Genomic DNA, 16,824 nt, shown 5'->3' on the forward strand with positions numbered 1-16,824 from the left:
GTTCAATCTGAGCCATGATCAAACTCTTCAATTTAAAAGTTTGATGCTCAATGAATTAAACTTCGTAATGAATTACGTGTTCACTCGTTGAGACTTGGTATTCATTTTTCGTCTTGCGACGTTAAGAATCCATGTCACTTTGAGTGCCCACACAGATTGTCTGATAAATTGTTAAAGAGCAGTTGCGACGCGCTTCAGCGCTCTGTCGCGAGGTGGCGTATATTACGCTTTCCTCTTTCAGAGTCAACCCGTTATTTCAGGATTTTTTCTCTTCAACCGACCGGGTTGTCTGTGAAGTGATTCACATCCGCCGTGTCGATGGAGGCGCATTATAGGGAGTTCCCGAGCGACCGCAACAGAAAAGTTGCAAAAAAATGACTGACTGCTGTATTCCCCAGCAAAACCCCGCCTTATACCCTTTTACGCACAGAGTTATCCACAATCCATTGACGATCCCGGTGCGATCCCGCTAATTGAACACTATACTAGCGGCAAATATTCCTCTCGCAGACCAACCTGATGACGACACAACGACTTCAACGTGACTGGCGTATCCCAACCGCCGGGCTCGCCGTGCTGGTGTTACTTATGGCAGGTTTCGCACTGCATACGCACTGGAATGCTTTTATTCAGTGGTGCCTCGCCGCTCAGATCACCCTGCACCGTTATCTGGTGATGTATTTGCTGCAACTTAATAATCATCAGTACAGCGGTGGGCTGTGGTTGTTAACCGGTGCGTTTCTTTATGGTGTACTCCATGCCGTTGGACCAGGACACGGCAAATTTATCGTCGCCACGTATCTCAGCACCAATAAAGAGAGCCAGCTCGCGGCGCGCGTCGTACCGTTTATCGGTAGCCTGATGCAGGGCGTCAGCGCGATCCTCTTTGTGTTTATCCTGGCGGTTGGATTGAACCTCGCGGCAGGGGATATCAGTACCAGCCGTTGGTACGTCGAGAAAATCAGCGCCTTACTGATTGCCGCCTTCGGTGCGTTTATCATTTATCAGGCGCTCAGCAGCCTGCGTCCGCGCAAAATGGCGATTAGCGCCATCAAGCCGCATCATCAGCATAATGAACACTGTGGCTGCGGCCATCACGGCGTAGGGGTGGATCTGGCTAAAAGCGACTGGAAAACCCGTCTGGGCGTGGTGCTGGCCATTGGCGCACGCCCGTGCAGCGGAGCAATTATGATCCTGATGTTCTCGAATGCGCTCGGCATTATTAGCTGGGGAATTGCTGCTGTGATGACAATGTCGCTGGGCACGGCGCTGTCGATTATGGGGCTGTCGCTGGCAGTACGTTACGCGCGTGAACGCACAGTAGCCTGGTTTAGTGGCGGCACTTCCCTGAACTGGGTAATGCCGATGGTCAAAATAGCCGGAGGAGTTGTTCTGATACTGTTCGCAACTATCCTCTTCCTGACGGTGATCCCCGTCAGCGCCAGCGGCGACTATATCGCCGCAGGATGCTAATAAAAGAAAACCCGCCAGCGGCGGGTTTTTTATCACTCGTTAATTCGCGGATGCTGATCAACCAGGCGAGAACGTTTTTTCTGAAGCTCTTCAATCTCTGCGTCAATATCTTCAATCTTCTGCTCTACGTTATCGTAGTGCTCGCGCAGGATCTCCTTCGCTTCCTGAATATCGGACGCCGCAGGCGTTGCCCCTTTCAGTGGACGGTTCGCCGTCTCCTTCATAGTAATACCGGTAATCAGGCCAATCACCGCAATAACCATCAGATAGTAAGCAGGCATCATCAGGTTCTGCGTGCTCTCCACCAGTGAAGCAGCAAGCGTCGGCGTCAGGCCCGCAATCAGAACGGAGATATTAAAGGCTGCCGCCAGCGCACTGTAGCGAATATGCGTCGGGAACATTGCCGGTAGCGTAGAAGCCATCACCCCGATAAAGCAGTTGAGGATCACCGCCAGCATCAGCAGACCGGCGAAAATCAGCCCCAGCACATTGCTGTTAATCAGAATAAAGGCCGGGATTGCCAGCGCGAACAGCGCGACGCTACCGAGAATAATGAATGGCTTACGGCCAAAGCGGTCGCTCAGCAGACCCATAATCGGCTGCACGAACAGCATGCCTACCATGATGGCGATAATAATCAGCACACCGTGGTCTTCCGAGTAGTGCAGGTTATGCGACAGATAGCTCGGCATGTAGGTCAGCAGCATGTAATAGGTCACGTTGGTGGAAATCACCAGACCGATACAGGTCAGCAGGCTGCGCCAGTGTTTGGTCGCAATCTCCTTGAACGACACTTTTGGGCCATCCTGCAACCCTTCACGGTCGCCCTGCTCCAGCTTTTCAACGTGCTGCTGGAACGCAGGCGTCTCTTCCAGGGCGTGACGCAGGTAAAGACCGATGATGCCAAGCGGCAGCGCCAGGAAGAACGGAATACGCCAGCCCCAGTCGAGGAAGTTCTCTTCACCCACTACGGTTGAAATCAGAACCACAACTCCCGCGCCCATGACAAACCCGGCAATCGAACCAAAGTCGAGCCAGCTGCCCATAAAGCCGCGTTTTCGGTCCGGAGAATACTCGGCGACAAAAATCGATGCACCGGTATATTCGCCGCCAACGGAGAAGCCCTGCGCCATCTTACAGATCAACAGCAGGATCGGCGCCCATATACCAATGGTCGCATAGGACGGAATAAGGCCGATACAGAATGTACTTATCGACATGATGACAATAGTAATGGCCAGGATCTTCTGGCGACCATATTTATCACCCAGCATGCCGAAGAACAGGCCACCGAGAGGGCGAATAAGGAAGGGAACAGAGAACGTACCCAGCGCGGCAATCATCTGCAAGCTGGGATCGGCACCGGGGAAGAACACTTTACCAAGCGCATAGGCAACAAAGCCGTAGACACCAAAATCGAACCACTCCATCGCATTACCGAGCGAGGCCGCCGTAATCGCTTTGCGCAGTTTCGCATCATCAATAATGGTGACATCGCGCAGCGTGATGGGTTTTACTTTTTTCCTTCTAAGCATAGCTTTCCTCGTAGACTCAGCCCCGTCCGTTTCACAGCGCATTTGCAAGCTGTGAACCAGAGATCCGCTCCATGCGAATCTCCTTATTCAAGCGTAGCAGGTTTACTTACATTGACGTTTTACCTCAATACAACCGAACCTGTTGACGCCTGTCTGGGCAGTTAAAGACCTTTTTACCCTACCAGCGTTTATATATGTGATCAACTTCACATATATTTTTCCGGTTCGTAAGTTGGCTTCAGGTTTTGTCAATTCACGATAAATAAGGTCATTCTCACCCCCTTTATCAAGCACATCTTAACACCCGTTATTATTCCTCTTAAAACAAAAAACAATCACATTTCTTCACATCGAATTTACACAAAATTTAATTATTAACAGCGGGCATTCCTGTTTACATTCAATATGTGACGCAGATAACTAAAACAGTGTTTTATTTTCATTGAATCGCAATTCCAAAGATCGCATGATAAACCCGAACACAATATCCCAGCGGCTTTCAAATGAAGGAATGCTAAGCACCTGAATTTCGCTTTACAGCATAAGTAACGAATCGATTGGTCTTCAAAAAAGGCAATCATTTGAATTTGTTGATCTATTTTTTGAGATTTCCGCCAGCCACGCGGGCGAGATGTGAGGGTTAATGATGAAGATTAAAGCAACAATAGAACGCATCCCGGGCGGGATGATGCTGGTCCCGCTGGTACTTGGCGCGATATTAAATACGCTGGCCCCGAATACCGGTGCTTATTTTGGCGGTTTTACAAAAGGTATGATCACCGGAACGGTGCCGATTCTGGCAGTCTGGTTCTTTTGCATCGGCGCATCTATTAATTTACGTGCAACTGGTACGGTATTACGTAAATCAGGGACGCTGGTCATTACTAAAATTGCGGTCGCCTGGGTCGTTGCCATGATCTGCGCGATGTTCATTCCGGAGAATGGCATACAGACCGGATTCTTCGCCGGATTATCCGTTCTGGCCATTGTTTCAGCAATGGATATGACCAACGGCGGTCTCTATGCCAGCCTGATGAATCAATATGGCACCAAAGAAGAATCAGGCGCGTTCGTGCTGATGTCCCTGGAGTCGGGTCCGCTGATGACCATGCTGATTCTGGGTTCTGCCGGCCTTGCCTCCTTTGAACCCCACCATTTTGTCGGGGCGATCCTGCCGTTCCTGATTGGTTTTGCGCTAGGCAACCTCGATCACGATCTGCGCGATTTCTTCAGCAAAGCCACCCCGGTACTGATCCCGTTCTTCGGCTTCGCGTTGGGCAATACCATCAATCTGAACGTGATTCTGGAAACCGGCCTGCTGGGTATTGTGCTGGGTGTTGCCGTCATCGTCATCACGGGTATCCCGCTAATTATTGCAGACCGCGTCATTGGGGGCGGTAACGGAACCGCAGGTGTGGCCGCCTCGTCGGCCGCAGGCGCTGCGGTAGCTAACCCGGTGATTATCGCCCAGATTAACCCGGCCTTTGAACCGGTGGCGGCTTCCGCCACGGCCCTGGTTGCCGCCAGCGTGATTGTGACGGCGATTCTGGTCCCGATCATCACGGCGCTGTACGCCAGACGTTTTGGACAGGTTCCGGAGACCCAGGCAGAGCCGAAAGCGGTAGAAATGCACCACTAAGCCGTTCGCCCCCTCCTTAAAAAGAGGGGGCAATCACGCACTAAATATCTCTTCCACCATGCCATCCACCAGCCGTTTTGCCGAACAGAGTCTCGGCATACCCAGCGCGACCGTTTGCCAGCTCTGCGTCACTGACCAGCTCACCGGATGTTTATCCGCCTGACACCAGTCCCCCAGCCAGCCAAGCATATCTTTATAATCCATCAGACCAGGAGAAGCGGGCGTCGTCAGCCACTGATGGTAAAAATGCCGGGTGGTGGGAGAAGCGTTAATCCCCTGTGCCAGATAGTTTGCGGCCATGCTGCGCAGGTTATCTTTCAGCATGGCCGCCACATCACTATTCGCCAGACGACAGGCATCGCCAAACGCGCCCCAGCGCAACTCTTCCAGCACGATAAAGCAGCGGCCAGCCAGCGACCAGCCGTCATACTGCCCGGCTCGCCAGCGGGTAAAAATTTGCTCGCTGTGCTCACCCGCCTGAACCGTAAGGCCGCGCTGCGCGAGCGCTTTCTCTTTATAGGCGGCACGCTGGTTGAAATGTGCGGAGAGCGCCTCGTACTGTTGCAACAATCCGGAAGGTTGAGGGAGGCGTGGATTAACCTGCTGGCGCAGGGCTACCAGCTTGTCGGACATGCGGGTCAGCGCCAGGTGTCCGGGGTCGAGCATACCGGCCAGTTTCTCCGCCAGACCCAGCCGCAGTGCTGCATTTTCGTTGAGCATTCCCGCCATTGCCCATGGCCGCAACCGGGTCTGCGTAACGATCTCCTGCGTCAAACGCTCACGAAATTGCAGTTGCTGTGGCCCCAGGAGGGTGTGACGAGCAGCATCCGCCCCCTGGACCAAATCGACCATAAATTTTGGATGAATACACTCCAGCGTCCGCCCGGGACCGTCCAGTAGCTGTGTTGTCATGGTTGCTCTGCCGCGAATAAGGTTTGAATATCATCGCGTAACAGTCGGGTATCTTCCTGAATCCACGCCGCTGTGGTCATACTTTGCTTCAACAACTGGCTAAGCGCCCGGGTTGAATGCTCATTCTGCTGCCGCACGGCAAGGCTATCACGCAAGCTTTCCTGTAACCCGGTCAGGCACAACGAAAACTCTGCAAAGAACGTTGCCATACCTGCCGTAACAGAGACATCGACCTGCGCGGCCAAAGCTTTACGTATTTGATCGCAAAACTGATCGGTATGCTGCGTAAATTTGCCATGAAGCTGAGCGATATCGATGACATATCGGGTGCGCGTCTCCACATACGCTTCCCAGCCCCAGCCGGGATGATTGAGCCAGCGCGAGACGGTATTACGTACGCTACCCGCCCCTGCGGGCTGACTGGCGGGAGGGGTGTCCTGCACAATGGCATCATTAAATAAGCCGCGCGTATTGAAGTTAAGCTGGTTTGCCTGAAACGCCGGAAAGCTAATCCGCGCCCGAAAGCCGGCATGACTGAGCTGTTCCTTAATTTGCATCTCGATGGGGCGCATCGCCTCATTCAACGATCGGGCGAGCGTAGACTCCAGCTGATCGAAGCGTAACGCCAGCTCCCGGCTAATTCTGCTCTGCGCATTCAGCAAAATCTGCTCGCATGACGATCGGATCTTGCTCAGGACAATCTGTGCCTGCCCTTCATCGTCAAGCACCAGTTGCTGGTTCTCATCCGTGTCGTCTGTACGCATGCTGGATGGCTCGCGCCCGGCTAAATCAAGAATTAACGGGCGGCTAAACATGTCGTCCAGCGCCTGGTGAAGTTCGCCTTTCTGACTAAGCAGAAATGCATCCGCTGCGTTGAGCGCCTCTTCAACTTCATGCTGGACCTCATCGCTCACTACGCTCTGCCGCTGACGCAGCATCGCCATGTCCTCTTCCAGGCGCTTAATATTCCGCTCCAGCTCATCAAAGGCGACCGTCAGTCCCTGATGGCGAAAATCCAGGTATTCTCTGGCATTTTGCGCATAGTTCAGCAGCTTATGCGATGCCGACCGCAGGGCGAACAGCGAGGCGTTGGCGTAAGCCGCGTAAATCAGCTTGCGGATGGGCTGTTCGAACAGCGAATCCTCCCACAGCAGATCCGCCGCATGGCGAATATGGTCACTATCGTCGAGATCGGCCGTACGCCAGCGGCGGCCCAGCGCGGCCTCGGCAAAATCCTGCACCCAACGCTGATCCTGATGATCGGGAAGCCGCCCATGGGTGTTCATCTCATAGCGGGCGCGGTTTGCCAGGTAGGCCCACATGGAAGAGACCGGATAAATTTGTCCCGGAGAAATATTCCCTTTCATCAGCGTGCCGGAAATCATCGCCCGTACCTGCTCTTCATCGTCGCTGTTACGATCTTTCTGATCGAATTTATTGACCAGGGCGTAAAGCGGCACGGATTTCCCCGCCGCCGAAATTGCCTGCCGAACCTCGGCGTCGGAAATGGATTTAAGCTGGGTATAGTCCATCACCGCCAGCACGGCGGAGGCGCGCGCCAGCTGCTCGCTGAGCATTTTTTGCAGGTGCGGCTGACCGGCCTCGTTCGGCCCCGGCGTGTCGAGCAGCGTCAGTTGCCCCAGGTGCGCATCCAGACCGGCGAGGTGCACAAATTCCACCTCAATCACCGGAATATGTTCAATCGCGGCGTACTCAGAAAAAGGAAACTCCACGCCCAGCGCCTGAGAAAGCCGCACCAGATCGTTCAGGCTTTTCAGACAATGAAAGATGGGCTCCGCGCCCAGGTGATGTTTTCCGAACGCCTCACCTCTTTCGATGCGCTCCAGCAGCGTATTCATGTCCTTGTCGATTTCCAGACGCCGCGCCAGCTTGCCGCGATCTTTATCGCACAATTTCGTCTGCAACTGGGAAATCAGGGTATCAATGGGCGCAACGTGCAAAAAATGCAGCACCGGCTCCTTCTGGCCCGGCGTATGGCGGATCAGCGTGGGCAGCGCCGTCATCGGACGATTGCGGTTCGGCAGCACTTCCGTGCCCACAATCGCATTAATGGTGGTCGATTTTCCCGCTTTCATGGTACCCACAATCGCCAGCACCATTTCGAGGCGGGTTATTTTGCGTAATTCGTTATTCAGCAACGCCTGCTGAGCGTCGACACCCCGCGTGCTAAAATGTAATGGCAAAACGTTGTTATTAACACCGCTCATGGCAGCGGCTGTGCTATCCAGCTTTGCAATCGGCATTGATTTTAATGAATCAAGATTGTTCAGAGCCAGCTGTAACAAACGTTCGGCTTCCTGGCTTAATTCAAATATGGTCTGTGTGTGCATGATAAAAGCCTTCCCTTAACGCAAATTTATTACTTTTATTAAGCCACGTTTTTTTAATTATACTGTTCAGGCTTATATGATCACGTATGGAAAACATGTTCATTTAATACAAGTAACTGAAGATAATGAGAATTTAAATCTCACCCTTCTAATACGTGTAAAACATCCCTCTGGTCAGAAGACCAAAAGTAAATAGACAAAACGCATTTTCAGGAAACATCAGGAGATATCATCGTTATTTACCCACCAAAAAAGAGAGGTATTCCCTGACACCAAAAGATGTATAGCATCAGAAAGGATAGATAAATAACGGCTTGTTCCTTCACCTTATCCGAAATGGCACAGCGTAGCAATTTGCTGTAATAAAATATTCGATATATTTATCATCATAACGATCACTGCCGTGCAGGGCATAAGCTTCCCTTAATTCACTGACAGTTCGTGTCATCTTTTACGCATTTTTGCGCTATTTTTCTAAAACAATATCACCGACAAAAGTGGGGATTTGCGTTATACTCGCTGCCTTTTTCGGCACACTGCCGTCATTTAGCTGGCGTTTTCCAGCGTGTTAACACTTTTGAGGATACCAACATGCAACTTCCACACTGCCCGAAATGCAATTCTGAATACACCTATGAAGACAATGGCATGTTCGTTTGCCCGGAATGCGCCCATGAATGGAACGATGCGGAGCCTGCGCAGGACAGCGATACGCTGATTGTGAAAGACGCGAACGGCAACCTGCTGTCAGACGGCGACAGCGTTACCGTTGTGAAAGATCTGAAGGTAAAAGGCAGTTCTTCCATGCTGAAGATTGGTACCAAAGTGAAAAACATCCGTCTTGTTGAAGGCGATCATAATATCGATTGCAAAATTGACGGCTTCGGTCCGATGAAACTGAAATCTGAGTTCGTGAAAAAGAACTGATTGACCCGCCCGGTGACGCTTCGCTTACCGGGCGTTCGGGAACTACACTTAACGGGCTTTTCTTACGTGAGGTAAAGATTATGCCGTTAAGTCCCTACATCTCTTTCGCCGGCAACTGTGCGGAGGCCACCGCCTTCTATCAGCAGGCCGTCGGCGCAGAACTCCTCTACAAAATCACCTTCGGCGAAATGCCTAAAGACGAAAACAGCGAAGAAGGCTGTCCGTCCGGCATGAACTTCCCGGATACCGCCATCGCCCACTCTAACGTCCGCATCGCGGGCAGCGACATTATGATGAGCGACGGGATACCGCCTGGCAGCAGCGCGCAATACGCGGGTTTCACACTGGTGCTCGACACCCAGGATGTGTCGGAAGGCAAGCGCTGGTTCGACAACCTCGCCGATGGCGGCAATATTGAAATGGCCTGGCAGGAGACCTTCTGGGCGCACGGATTCGGCACTGTGACCGACAAATACGGCGTGCCGTGGATGATTAACGTCGTTAAATCGTAGGCTGGATAAGCGCAGCGCATCCGGCAACAGCGTCCGGTGGCGCTGCGCTGACCGGCCCTACGGTGATTGTCATCAAATCCCCCTCAACTCTTCAAACTCCCGCAACCAACACTTAACCTGAATGTCATATTGATACGCCAGCATGAGGCCACATTTATCGTGAGGCCCAGCACATGCAAACTGTCATTCGCGTCGAGAAACTGAGCAAAACCTTCCATCACAACAAGGCGCTGCATGCCGTTGATCTGACCGTCCAGCAGGGCGAAATGGTGGCGCTGCTGGGGCCATCCGGTTCAGGAAAATCCACCCTTCTTCGTCACTTAAGCGGCCTCATTACCTGTGACAAAACGCCGGAAAGCCGCGTCGAGCTGCTGGGTAACACCGTGCAACATGCGGGGCGTCTGGCGAGCGATATTCGCAAAAGCCGCGCGCAGACGGGCTATATCTTTCAGCAGTTCAACCTGGTGAACCGCCTGACGGTGCTCGAGAACGTGCTGATTGGCGCGCTCGGCAGCACCCCGTTCTGGCGCACCTGCCTGCGCTGGTTCTCCCCTTCCCAGAAACAAGAAGCCTTACAGGCGCTGACCCGCGTCGGCATGGCGCATTTTGCCCACCAGCGCGTCTCAACGCTCTCCGGCGGACAGCAGCAGCGCGTCGCCATCGCCCGCGCCCTGATGCAGAAAGCCAAAATCATTCTGGCCGATGAGCCTATCGCCTCGCTGGATCCGGAATCGGCCCGCATCGTGATGGAAACCCTGCGCGACATCAACCAGAACGACGGCATCACCGTGGTGGTGACGCTGCATCAGGTGGATTACGCCCTGCGCTACTGCGAGCGCATCGTCGCCCTGCGTCAGGGCCACGTGTTCTTCGATGGCGCCAGCCATCAGTTTGATAACGAACGTTTTGATCATCTCTACCGCAGCGTAAACCGCGTCGAAGAACGCGCGCAGGCTGCTTAACGCCCCGATAACGAGGAATGGAAATGAACTACAAAGCCGTTGCCGCGCTGGCCTTCACCAGCATGTTCAGCATCAGCACCCTGTTAAGCCCGGCCTGGGCAGAGGAACAGGAAAAAGCGTTGAACTTTGGCATCATTTCAACGGAATCACAGCAAAACCTGAAGCCGCAGTGGGAACCGTTCCTGAAAGATATGGAAACCAAACTGGGGATCAAAGTGAACGCCTTCTTCGCCCCGGACTACGCGGGCATTATCCAGGGAATGCGCTTCAACAAAGTCGACATCGCGTGGTACGGCAACCTCTCTGCCATGGAAGCGGTAGATCGCGCCAACGGCCAGGTCTTTGCCCAGACCGTTGCAGCAGACGGCTCCCCGGGCTACTGGAGCGTGCTGATCGTTAACAAAGACAGCCCGATCAACAACCTCAACGATATGCTCGCCAAACGCAAAGAGCTGACCTTTGGTAACGGCGACCCGAATTCTACGTCCGGCTTCCTCGTCCCGGGTTACTACGTCTTCGCGAAAAACAACATCTCCGCCAGCGACTTCAAGCGCACGGTCAACGCCAGCCACGAAACCAACGCCCTGGCCGTAGCGAACAAGCAGGTAGACGTTGCCACCAACAACACTGAAAACCTCGACAAGCTGAAGACCTCCGCGCCGGACAAGCTGAAAGCGCTGAAGGTGATCTGGAAATCGCCATTGATCCCGGGCGACCCGATTGTGTGGCGTAAAAACCTCTCCGAAAGCACCAAAGACAAGGTCTACGACTTCTTTATGAACTACGGCAAAACGCCGGAAGAGAAAGCAGTGCTGGCGCACCTGGGCTGGGCACCGTTCCGCGCGTCCAGCGATTTGCAGCTGGTGCCGATTCGCCAGCTGGCGCTGTTTAAACAGATGCAGGGCGTGAAGGACAACAAAGGTCTGAAGGAAGAAGAGAAGACCAGCAAAGTGTCGGAAATTCAGGCGCAGCTGGACGATCTCGACCGCCTGACCGCCGCGCTCGGGGCGATGACCAGCGTGAATAAAGCGGTGCAGTAACTCAAGTCCCCTCTCCCACAGGGAGAGGGAGAACAGATTAAGGAGCCAACATGCAAACCATCACCCTCCCGCCGCCAAAGCGCAGCTGGTTCTCGCTCATAAGCTGGGCCGTTCTGCTGGCGGTGCTCGTTATCTCCTGGAAGGGCGCGGAGATGGATCCGCTGCTGCTCTTCAGGGACTCGGGCAACATGGCGACCTTCGCCGCCGACTTCTTCCCGCCGGACTTCAGCCAGTGGCAGGACTACCTCAGTGAAATGGCCACCACCCTGCAAATCGCCGTCTGGGGCACCGCCCTCGCCGTGATCCTCTCCATTCCGTTTGGCCTGATGAGCGCCGAAAACATCGTGCCGTGGTGGATCTACCAGCCGATGCGTCGCCTGATGGACGCCTGTCGCGCCATCAACGAAATGGTCTTTGCGATGCTGTTCGTGGTCGCCGTCGGCCTGGGTCCGTTCGCTGGCGTGATGGCGCTGTTCATCCACACCACCGGCGTACTCTCCAAGCTGCTCTCCGAAGCGGTTGAAGCCATCGAGCCCGGCCCGGTGGAAGGCATCCGCGCAACCGGCGCGAACAAAATCGAAGAGATCCTCTACGGCGTCCTGCCGCAGGTCATGCCGCTGCTCATCTCCTATTCGCTATACCGCTTCGAGTCCAACGTTCGCTCCGCCACCGTGGTCGGCATGGTGGGCGCAGGCGGTATTGGCGTCACCCTGTGGGAAGCGATTCGCGGTTTCCAGTTCCAGCAAACCTGCGCATTGATGGTGCTCATCATCGTCACCGTCAGCCTGCTGGATTTCCTCTCTCAACGCTTGCGTAAGCACTTCATCTGAGAAGCGAGGCTTTGATTGGTATGCACTTATCCAGACATCCGACCAGTTACCCTACCCGCTGGCAAGAGATTGCGGCAAAGCTCGAAGTGGAGCTGCGCACGCACTATCGGTGCGGCGACTACCTGCCTGCCGAGCAGCAGCTTGCCGACCGCTACGAAGTGAATCGCCACACCCTGCGTCGCGCCATCGATCAGCTGGTGGAGCGCGGCTGGGTCCAGCGTCGTCAGGGCGTCGGCGTGCTGGTGCTGATGCGCCCGTTTGACTACCCGCTCAATGCCCAGGCGCGTTTTAGCCAGAACCTGCTCGATCAGGGCAGCCACCCCACCAGCGAAAAGCTGCTGTCTGTCCTGCGCCCGGCCTCCCGCCACGTAGCGGACGCGCTGGGGATTCAGGAGGGCGACAACGTCGTTCACCTGCGCACGTTGCGCCGGGTGAACGGCGTGGCGGTCTGTCAGATCGACCACTACTTCGCGGACCTCTCCCTCTGGCCCGTGCTGCAACATTTCGCCAGCGGTTCCCTGCATGATTTTCTTCAGGAGGCGACGGGTATCGCGCTCAAACGCACCCAGACGCGCATCAGCGCCCGCCGCGCGCAGGCTAAAGAGAGCAAGGTGCTGGAGATCCCCAACATGGCCCCGCTGCTCTGCGTGCGCACCCTCAACCACCGTGACGGCGACGTCAACGCAACGGAATACTCCGTCAGCCTGACCCGCGCCGACATGATTGAATTTACCATGGAGCACTGAATGCACTTCGACACCTCCACTCGTCAGCGCTGGATGCGCGTGCTGGCCCACAGCCAGCCTGCTGCGCTGGCTGCCCGCATGAACGCGCTCGGCCTGACGCCGGACTACGACACGATCCGCGCGCCGGAGATCGGCCTGGTGCAGATTCAGGCACGCATGGGCGGCACCGGCGAGCGCTTCTTCGCCGGCGATGCCACCCTCACCCGCGCGGTGATCCGCCTGAGCAGCGGCACGCTGGGCTACGGCTACGTACTTGGGCGCGACAAAACACACGCCGAGCGCTGCGCCGTGATCGACGCGCTTTTACAGGAACAGCCGCATTTTCAGACCTTAATGGAAACCCTTATTGCCCCGCTGGAAGCTGACCGCGCCGCACGCCTTGCCGCGCGTCAGACCGAAGTGAATACCAGCCGGGTCGACTTCTTTACGCTCGTTCGCGGAGACAACGCATGACGCTTCAACCTGCCTTTACCCTGGCCGTCCAGGATGCCCAACAGAGTTTCCGTCGCCTGCTGAAAGCCATGAGCGAGCCCGGCGTGATCGTCTCGCTGCACCAGCTTTCGCAGGGCTGGCTGCCGCTGAACCTCGCCTCTACCAGCGTGCTGCTGACGCTGGCGGACAACGACACGCCGGTATGGCTGTCAGGGGCATTGCTGAACGATATCGCCAGCCAGAACCTGCGCTTTCACACCAACGCGCCGCTGGTCGAGCAGCCCCAGCAGGCAGTCTTTGCCGTGGCAGACGAGCAAATCAGCCACGAGCAGCTTAATGCCCTGAGCGAAGGCAGCGCCGTCGCCCCGGAAACCAGCGCCACGCTGATTTTGCAGGTCTCCAGCCTGAGCGGTGGTCGCATGCTTCGCCTGACGGGTGCAGGCATCGCCGACGAGCGGATGGTCGCCCCCCAGCTGCCGGAGTGCATCATTCATGAGCTGACCGAGCGCCCGCATCCGTTCCCGCTCGGTATCGACCTGATCCTGACCTGCGGCGAGCGCCTGCTGGCGATCCCGCGAACCACTCACGTGGAGGTGTGCTGATGTACGTTGCCGTCAAAGGGGGCGAGAAGGCGATCGCCGCCGCCCATGCCTTGCAGGCGCACAGACGCCGGGGGGATGACGCTCTTCCCGAGCTGAGCGTCGCCCAGATTGAACAGCAGTTAAACCTGGCCGTCGACCGCGTGATGACCGAAGGCTGCATCGCGGACCGCGAGCTGGCGGCGCTGGCGCTGAAACAGGCCAGCGGCGATAACGTGGAAGCCATCTTCCTGCTGCGCGCTTACCGCACTACGCTTGCGAAGCTGGCGGTAAGCGAGCCGGTGAATACGGCGGAAATGCGATTAGAGCGCCGTATTTCTGCGGTGTACAAAGATATTCCTGGCGGTCAGCTGCTTGGTCCGACCTACGACTACACCCATCGCCTGCTGGACTTCACTCTGCTGGCGAACGGTGAAACACCGCAACTCAGCGCCTCTGACGCTGAACAAGACGCCTCCCCGCACGTCTTTAGCCTGCTGGCAAACCAGGGGCTGGCGAAGGCGGAAGAAGACACCGGCAGCACACCGGATGACATCACCCGCACGCCGCCGGTCTATCCCTGTTCGCGCTCGTCCCGTCTGCAACAGCTGATGCGCGGCGACGAAGGCTATCTGCTGGCGCTGGCCTACTCCACGCAGCGCGGCTACGGGCGCAACCACCCCTTCGCGGCAGAGATCCGCAGCGGCTATCTCGATGTCGAAATTGTGCCAGAAGAGCTGGGGTTTGCGGTGAACATCGGCGAACTGCTGATGACCGAGTGCGAAATGGTCAACGGTTTTGTCGCGCCAGAAAATGAAGATCCACACTTTACCCGCGGCTACGGGCTGGTGTATGGCCTGAGCGAGCGCAAGGCGATGGCGATGGCGCTGGTTGACCGTGCGCTCCAGGCGCCGGACTACGGCGAGCATATTGCAGGGCCGGCACAGGACGAAGAGTTCGTGCTGGCCCACGCGGATAACGTTGAGGCCGCGGGCTTTGTCTCGCACCTCAAGCTGCCGCACTACGTCGATTTCCAGGCCGAACTGGAACTGCTGAAACGCCTGCAACGGGAGCGCGCCAATGGCTAACTTAAGCGGCTACAACTTTGCCTATCTGGACGAGCAAACTAAACGCATGATCCGCCGCGCCATCCTTAAGGCTGTGGCGATCCCCGGCTACCAGGTGCCGTTCGGCGGCCGCGAAATGCCGATGCCCTACGGCTGGGGCACCGGCGGTATTCAAATCACCGCCAGCGTGATTGGCGAAGCGGACGTGCTGAAGGTCATCGACCAGGGGGCAGACGACACCACCAATGCCGTGTCGATCCGCAACTTCTTTAAGCGCGTAACGGGCGTCAACACCACTGAAAAAACCGAAGACGCGACGCTGATCCAGACCCGTCACCGCATCCCGGAAACCCCGCTGACGGAAGATCAGATTTTGATTTTCCAGGTGCCGATCCCGGAGCCGCTGCGCTTTATCGAGCCGCGGGAAACCGAAACCCGCACCATGCACGCCCTGGAAGAGTACGGGATCATGCAGGTCAAACTGTATGAGGACATCGCCCGCTTCGGCCATATCGCCACCACCTACGCCTACCCGGTGAAGGTGAACGGCCGCTACGTGATGGACCCGTCGCCGATCCCGAAATTCGATAACCCGAAGATGGACATGATGCCCGCCCTGCAACTTTTTGGTGCCGGACGTGAAAAACGCATCTACGCCGTACCGCCGTTTACCCGCGTAGAGAGCCTGGATTTCGACGATCACCCGTTTACGGTGCAGGAGTGGGACGAGCCGTGCGCCATCTGCGGATCCAAACACAGCTATCTGGATGAAGTGGTGCTGGACGACACGGGCAAACGGATGTTTGTCTGCTCCGACACCGATTACTGCCGCCAACAGAGCGAGGCGAACAGCCAATGAAACCGCTGCTTTCGGTTAACAACCTGACTCACCTTTATGCGCCGGGCAAAGGCTTTAGCGACGTGTCGTTTGAGCTGTGGCCGGGCGAAGTGCTGGGCATCGTCGGCGAGTCCGGCTCCGGTAAAACCACCCTGCTGAAGTCCATCTCCGCGCGCCTGACGCCGCAGAATGGCGACATTTTGTATGAGGGCGCATCGCTATACGGCATGAGCGAAGCCGAGCGCCGCCGCCTGCTGCGCACCGAGTGGGGCGTGGTGCATCAGCACCCGATGGACGGCCTGCGCCGTCAGGTGTCAGCGGGGGGCAACATCGGCGAACGGCTGATGGCCACCGGCGCACGCCACTACGGCAATATCCGCGCCACGGCGCAGCACTGGCTGGAGGAAGTTGAAATCCCCGCCTCGCGCATCGACGACCTGCCGACCACCTTCTCCGGCGGCATGCAGCAGCGTTTACAGATTGCCCGCAATCTCGTCACCCATCCGAAGCTGGTGTTTATGGACGAACCGACCGGCGGGCTGGACGTATCCGTGCAGGCGCGCCTGCTCGACCTGCTGCGCGGCCTGGTGGTGGAGCTGAACCTGGCGGTGGTGATTGTCACCCATGATTTAGGCGTCGCGCGCCTGCTGGCGGACCGTCTTCTGGTGATGAAGCAGGGTCAGGTGGTGGAAAGTGGGCTGACCGACCGCGTGCTCGACGATCCGCATCATCCGTACACCCAGCTGCTGGTGTCGTCGGTGTTGCAGAACTGAGGGCGCTGTTGCCGGGTGGCGCTGCGCTTACCCGGCCTACGAACAGCGCACCTGTAGGCCGGGTAAGGCGAAGCCACCACCCGGCAAAACGAACACCGCACCCGTAGGCCGGGTAAGGCGAAGCCGCCACCCGGCAAAACGAACACCGCACCCGTAGGCCGGGTAAGGCGAAGCCACCACCCGGCAAAACGAACACCGCACCCGTAGGC

At 56.3% G+C, this 16,824-nt stretch carries 16 protein-coding genes; 13 read left to right on the forward strand and 3 right to left on the reverse strand.

Annotation, left to right across the window (positions count from 1 at the left end):
* The first annotated feature begins 519 nt into the window (after nt 1-519).
* Complete coding sequence (locus ACOTX2_RS23820) at nt 520-1,473, forward strand: nickel/cobalt transporter (RefSeq protein ID WP_023299116.1); 954 nt, start codon at nt 520-522, stop codon at nt 1,471-1,473.
* 32 nt (nt 1,474-1,505) lie between these two features.
* On the opposite strand, the gene proP is transcribed toward ACOTX2_RS23820, so the two are convergent.
* The gene (gene proP / locus ACOTX2_RS23825; RefSeq protein WP_022646793.1) at nt 1,506-3,008 is read right to left on the reverse strand and encodes a glycine betaine/L-proline transporter ProP; all 1,503 of its coding nucleotides are present in this window, start codon (nt 3,006-3,008) and stop codon (nt 1,506-1,508) included.
* Between the two features lie 646 nt (nt 3,009-3,654).
* Between proP and kdgT the strand changes: the two genes are divergently transcribed.
* Entirely contained in the window at nt 3,655-4,647 is a 993-nt protein-coding gene (kdgT, locus tag ACOTX2_RS23830) for a 2-keto-3-deoxygluconate transporter (protein ID WP_022646792.1), read from the forward strand.
* Between the two features lie 33 nt (nt 4,648-4,680).
* Here kdgT and ACOTX2_RS23835 read toward each other — a convergent pair whose 3' ends face one another.
* Nucleotides 4,681-5,559, reverse strand: a complete 879-nt coding sequence (locus ACOTX2_RS23835) for a diguanylate cyclase regulator RdcB family protein (protein ID WP_022646791.1) — start codon at nt 5,557-5,559, stop codon at nt 4,681-4,683.
* Nucleotides 5,556-7,910 (reverse strand): clamp-binding protein CrfC, encoded by a 2,355-nt coding sequence (crfC, locus tag ACOTX2_RS23840; RefSeq protein ID WP_063843941.1) that lies wholly within the window; start codon nt 7,908-7,910, stop codon nt 5,556-5,558. The genes ACOTX2_RS23835 and crfC overlap by 4 nt, the downstream gene beginning before the upstream one ends.
* A gap of 591 nt (nt 7,911-8,501) precedes the next feature.
* Between crfC and ACOTX2_RS23845 the strand changes: the two genes are divergently transcribed.
* The 11 genes from ACOTX2_RS23845 (at nt 8,502) to phnK (ending at nt 16,615) form a co-directional block, all read left to right on the forward strand.
* The gene (locus ACOTX2_RS23845; RefSeq protein WP_022646789.1) at nt 8,502-8,837 is read left to right on the forward strand and encodes a zinc ribbon domain-containing protein YjdM; all 336 of its coding nucleotides are present in this window, start codon (nt 8,502-8,504) and stop codon (nt 8,835-8,837) included.
* Between the two features lie 80 nt (nt 8,838-8,917).
* A complete protein-coding gene (yjdN, locus tag ACOTX2_RS23850) occupies nt 8,918-9,349 on the forward strand; it encodes a VOC family metalloprotein YjdN (RefSeq protein WP_022646788.1) in 432 nt (143 codons plus the stop codon).
* 173 nt (nt 9,350-9,522) lie between these two features.
* The gene (gene phnC / locus ACOTX2_RS23855; RefSeq protein ID WP_003860210.1) at nt 9,523-10,311 is read left to right on the forward strand and encodes a phosphonate ABC transporter ATP-binding protein; all 789 of its coding nucleotides are present in this window, start codon (nt 9,523-9,525) and stop codon (nt 10,309-10,311) included.
* Between the two features lie 23 nt (nt 10,312-10,334).
* The gene (gene phnD / locus ACOTX2_RS23860) at nt 10,335-11,351 is read left to right on the forward strand and encodes a phosphonate ABC transporter substrate-binding protein (protein ID WP_022646786.1); all 1,017 of its coding nucleotides are present in this window, start codon (nt 10,335-10,337) and stop codon (nt 11,349-11,351) included.
* Between the two features lie 50 nt (nt 11,352-11,401).
* Nucleotides 11,402-12,181, forward strand: a complete 780-nt coding sequence (phnE, locus tag ACOTX2_RS23865; protein WP_022646785.1) for a phosphonate ABC transporter, permease protein PhnE — start codon at nt 11,402-11,404, stop codon at nt 12,179-12,181.
* A gap of 20 nt (nt 12,182-12,201) precedes the next feature.
* Nucleotides 12,202-12,927, forward strand: a complete 726-nt coding sequence (gene phnF, locus ACOTX2_RS23870) for a phosphonate metabolism transcriptional regulator PhnF (RefSeq protein WP_022646784.1) — start codon at nt 12,202-12,204, stop codon at nt 12,925-12,927.
* Nucleotides 12,928-13,380: a phosphonate C-P lyase system protein PhnG gene (gene phnG, locus ACOTX2_RS23875; protein WP_022646783.1), complete on the forward strand. Its 453-nt coding sequence runs from the start codon at nt 12,928-12,930 to the stop codon at nt 13,378-13,380.
* Nucleotides 13,377-13,961 (forward strand): phosphonate C-P lyase system protein PhnH, encoded by a 585-nt coding sequence (phnH, locus tag ACOTX2_RS23880; RefSeq protein WP_003860219.1) that lies wholly within the window; start codon nt 13,377-13,379, stop codon nt 13,959-13,961. Before phnG ends, phnH begins: the two co-directional genes overlap by 4 nt.
* Nucleotides 13,961-15,025, forward strand: coding sequence for a carbon-phosphorus lyase complex subunit PhnI (locus ACOTX2_RS23885; RefSeq protein WP_063148476.1), 1,065 nt, complete (start codon nt 13,961-13,963; stop codon nt 15,023-15,025). Before phnH ends, ACOTX2_RS23885 begins: the two co-directional genes overlap by 1 nt.
* On the forward strand, nt 15,018-15,863 hold the full coding sequence (gene phnJ, locus ACOTX2_RS23890; RefSeq protein WP_022646781.1) for an alpha-D-ribose 1-methylphosphonate 5-phosphate C-P-lyase PhnJ: 846 nt from the start codon (nt 15,018-15,020) through the stop codon (nt 15,861-15,863). Before ACOTX2_RS23885 ends, phnJ begins: the two co-directional genes overlap by 8 nt.
* A complete protein-coding gene (phnK, locus tag ACOTX2_RS23895; RefSeq protein WP_006177354.1) occupies nt 15,860-16,615 on the forward strand; it encodes a phosphonate C-P lyase system protein PhnK in 756 nt (251 codons plus the stop codon). Before phnJ ends, phnK begins: the two co-directional genes overlap by 4 nt.
* Nucleotides 16,616-16,824: the final 209 nt, after the last annotated feature.

Origin of the sequence: Enterobacter cloacae complex sp. IR5412 (assembly GCF_049237385.1) — a bacterium.
GTDB classification, from domain to species: Bacteria; Pseudomonadota; Gammaproteobacteria; order Enterobacterales; family Enterobacteriaceae; genus Enterobacter; species Enterobacter intestinihominis.

What these genes read in the sequence shown, in the direction of transcription:
- ACOTX2_RS23820 (WP_023299116.1), top strand. Translation starts at nt 520, where the DNA reads ATGACGACACAACGACTTCAACGTGACTGGCGTATCCCAACCGCCGGG.
- proP (WP_022646793.1), bottom strand. Translation starts at nt 3,008, where the DNA reads ATGCTTAGAAGGAAAAAAGTAAAACCCATCACGCTGCGCGATGTCACC.
- kdgT (WP_022646792.1), top strand. Translation starts at nt 3,655, where the DNA reads ATGAAGATTAAAGCAACAATAGAACGCATCCCGGGCGGGATGATGCTG.
- ACOTX2_RS23835 (WP_022646791.1), bottom strand. Translation starts at nt 5,559, where the DNA reads ATGACAACACAGCTACTGGACGGTCCCGGGCGGACGCTGGAGTGTATT.
- crfC (WP_063843941.1), bottom strand. Translation starts at nt 7,910, where the DNA reads ATGCACACACAGACCATATTTGAATTAAGCCAGGAAGCCGAACGTTTG.
- ACOTX2_RS23845 (WP_022646789.1), top strand. Translation starts at nt 8,502, where the DNA reads ATGCAACTTCCACACTGCCCGAAATGCAATTCTGAATACACCTATGAA.
- yjdN (WP_022646788.1), top strand. Translation starts at nt 8,918, where the DNA reads ATGCCGTTAAGTCCCTACATCTCTTTCGCCGGCAACTGTGCGGAGGCC.
- phnC (WP_003860210.1), top strand. Translation starts at nt 9,523, where the DNA reads ATGCAAACTGTCATTCGCGTCGAGAAACTGAGCAAAACCTTCCATCAC.
- phnD (WP_022646786.1), top strand. Translation starts at nt 10,335, where the DNA reads ATGAACTACAAAGCCGTTGCCGCGCTGGCCTTCACCAGCATGTTCAGC.
- phnE (WP_022646785.1), top strand. Translation starts at nt 11,402, where the DNA reads ATGCAAACCATCACCCTCCCGCCGCCAAAGCGCAGCTGGTTCTCGCTC.
- phnF (WP_022646784.1), top strand. Translation starts at nt 12,202, where the DNA reads ATGCACTTATCCAGACATCCGACCAGTTACCCTACCCGCTGGCAAGAG.
- phnG (WP_022646783.1), top strand. Translation starts at nt 12,928, where the DNA reads ATGCACTTCGACACCTCCACTCGTCAGCGCTGGATGCGCGTGCTGGCC.
- phnH (WP_003860219.1), top strand. Translation starts at nt 13,377, where the DNA reads ATGACGCTTCAACCTGCCTTTACCCTGGCCGTCCAGGATGCCCAACAG.
- ACOTX2_RS23885 (WP_063148476.1), top strand. Translation starts at nt 13,961, where the DNA reads ATGTACGTTGCCGTCAAAGGGGGCGAGAAGGCGATCGCCGCCGCCCAT.
- phnJ (WP_022646781.1), top strand. Translation starts at nt 15,018, where the DNA reads ATGGCTAACTTAAGCGGCTACAACTTTGCCTATCTGGACGAGCAAACT.
- phnK (WP_006177354.1), top strand. Translation starts at nt 15,860, where the DNA reads ATGAAACCGCTGCTTTCGGTTAACAACCTGACTCACCTTTATGCGCCG.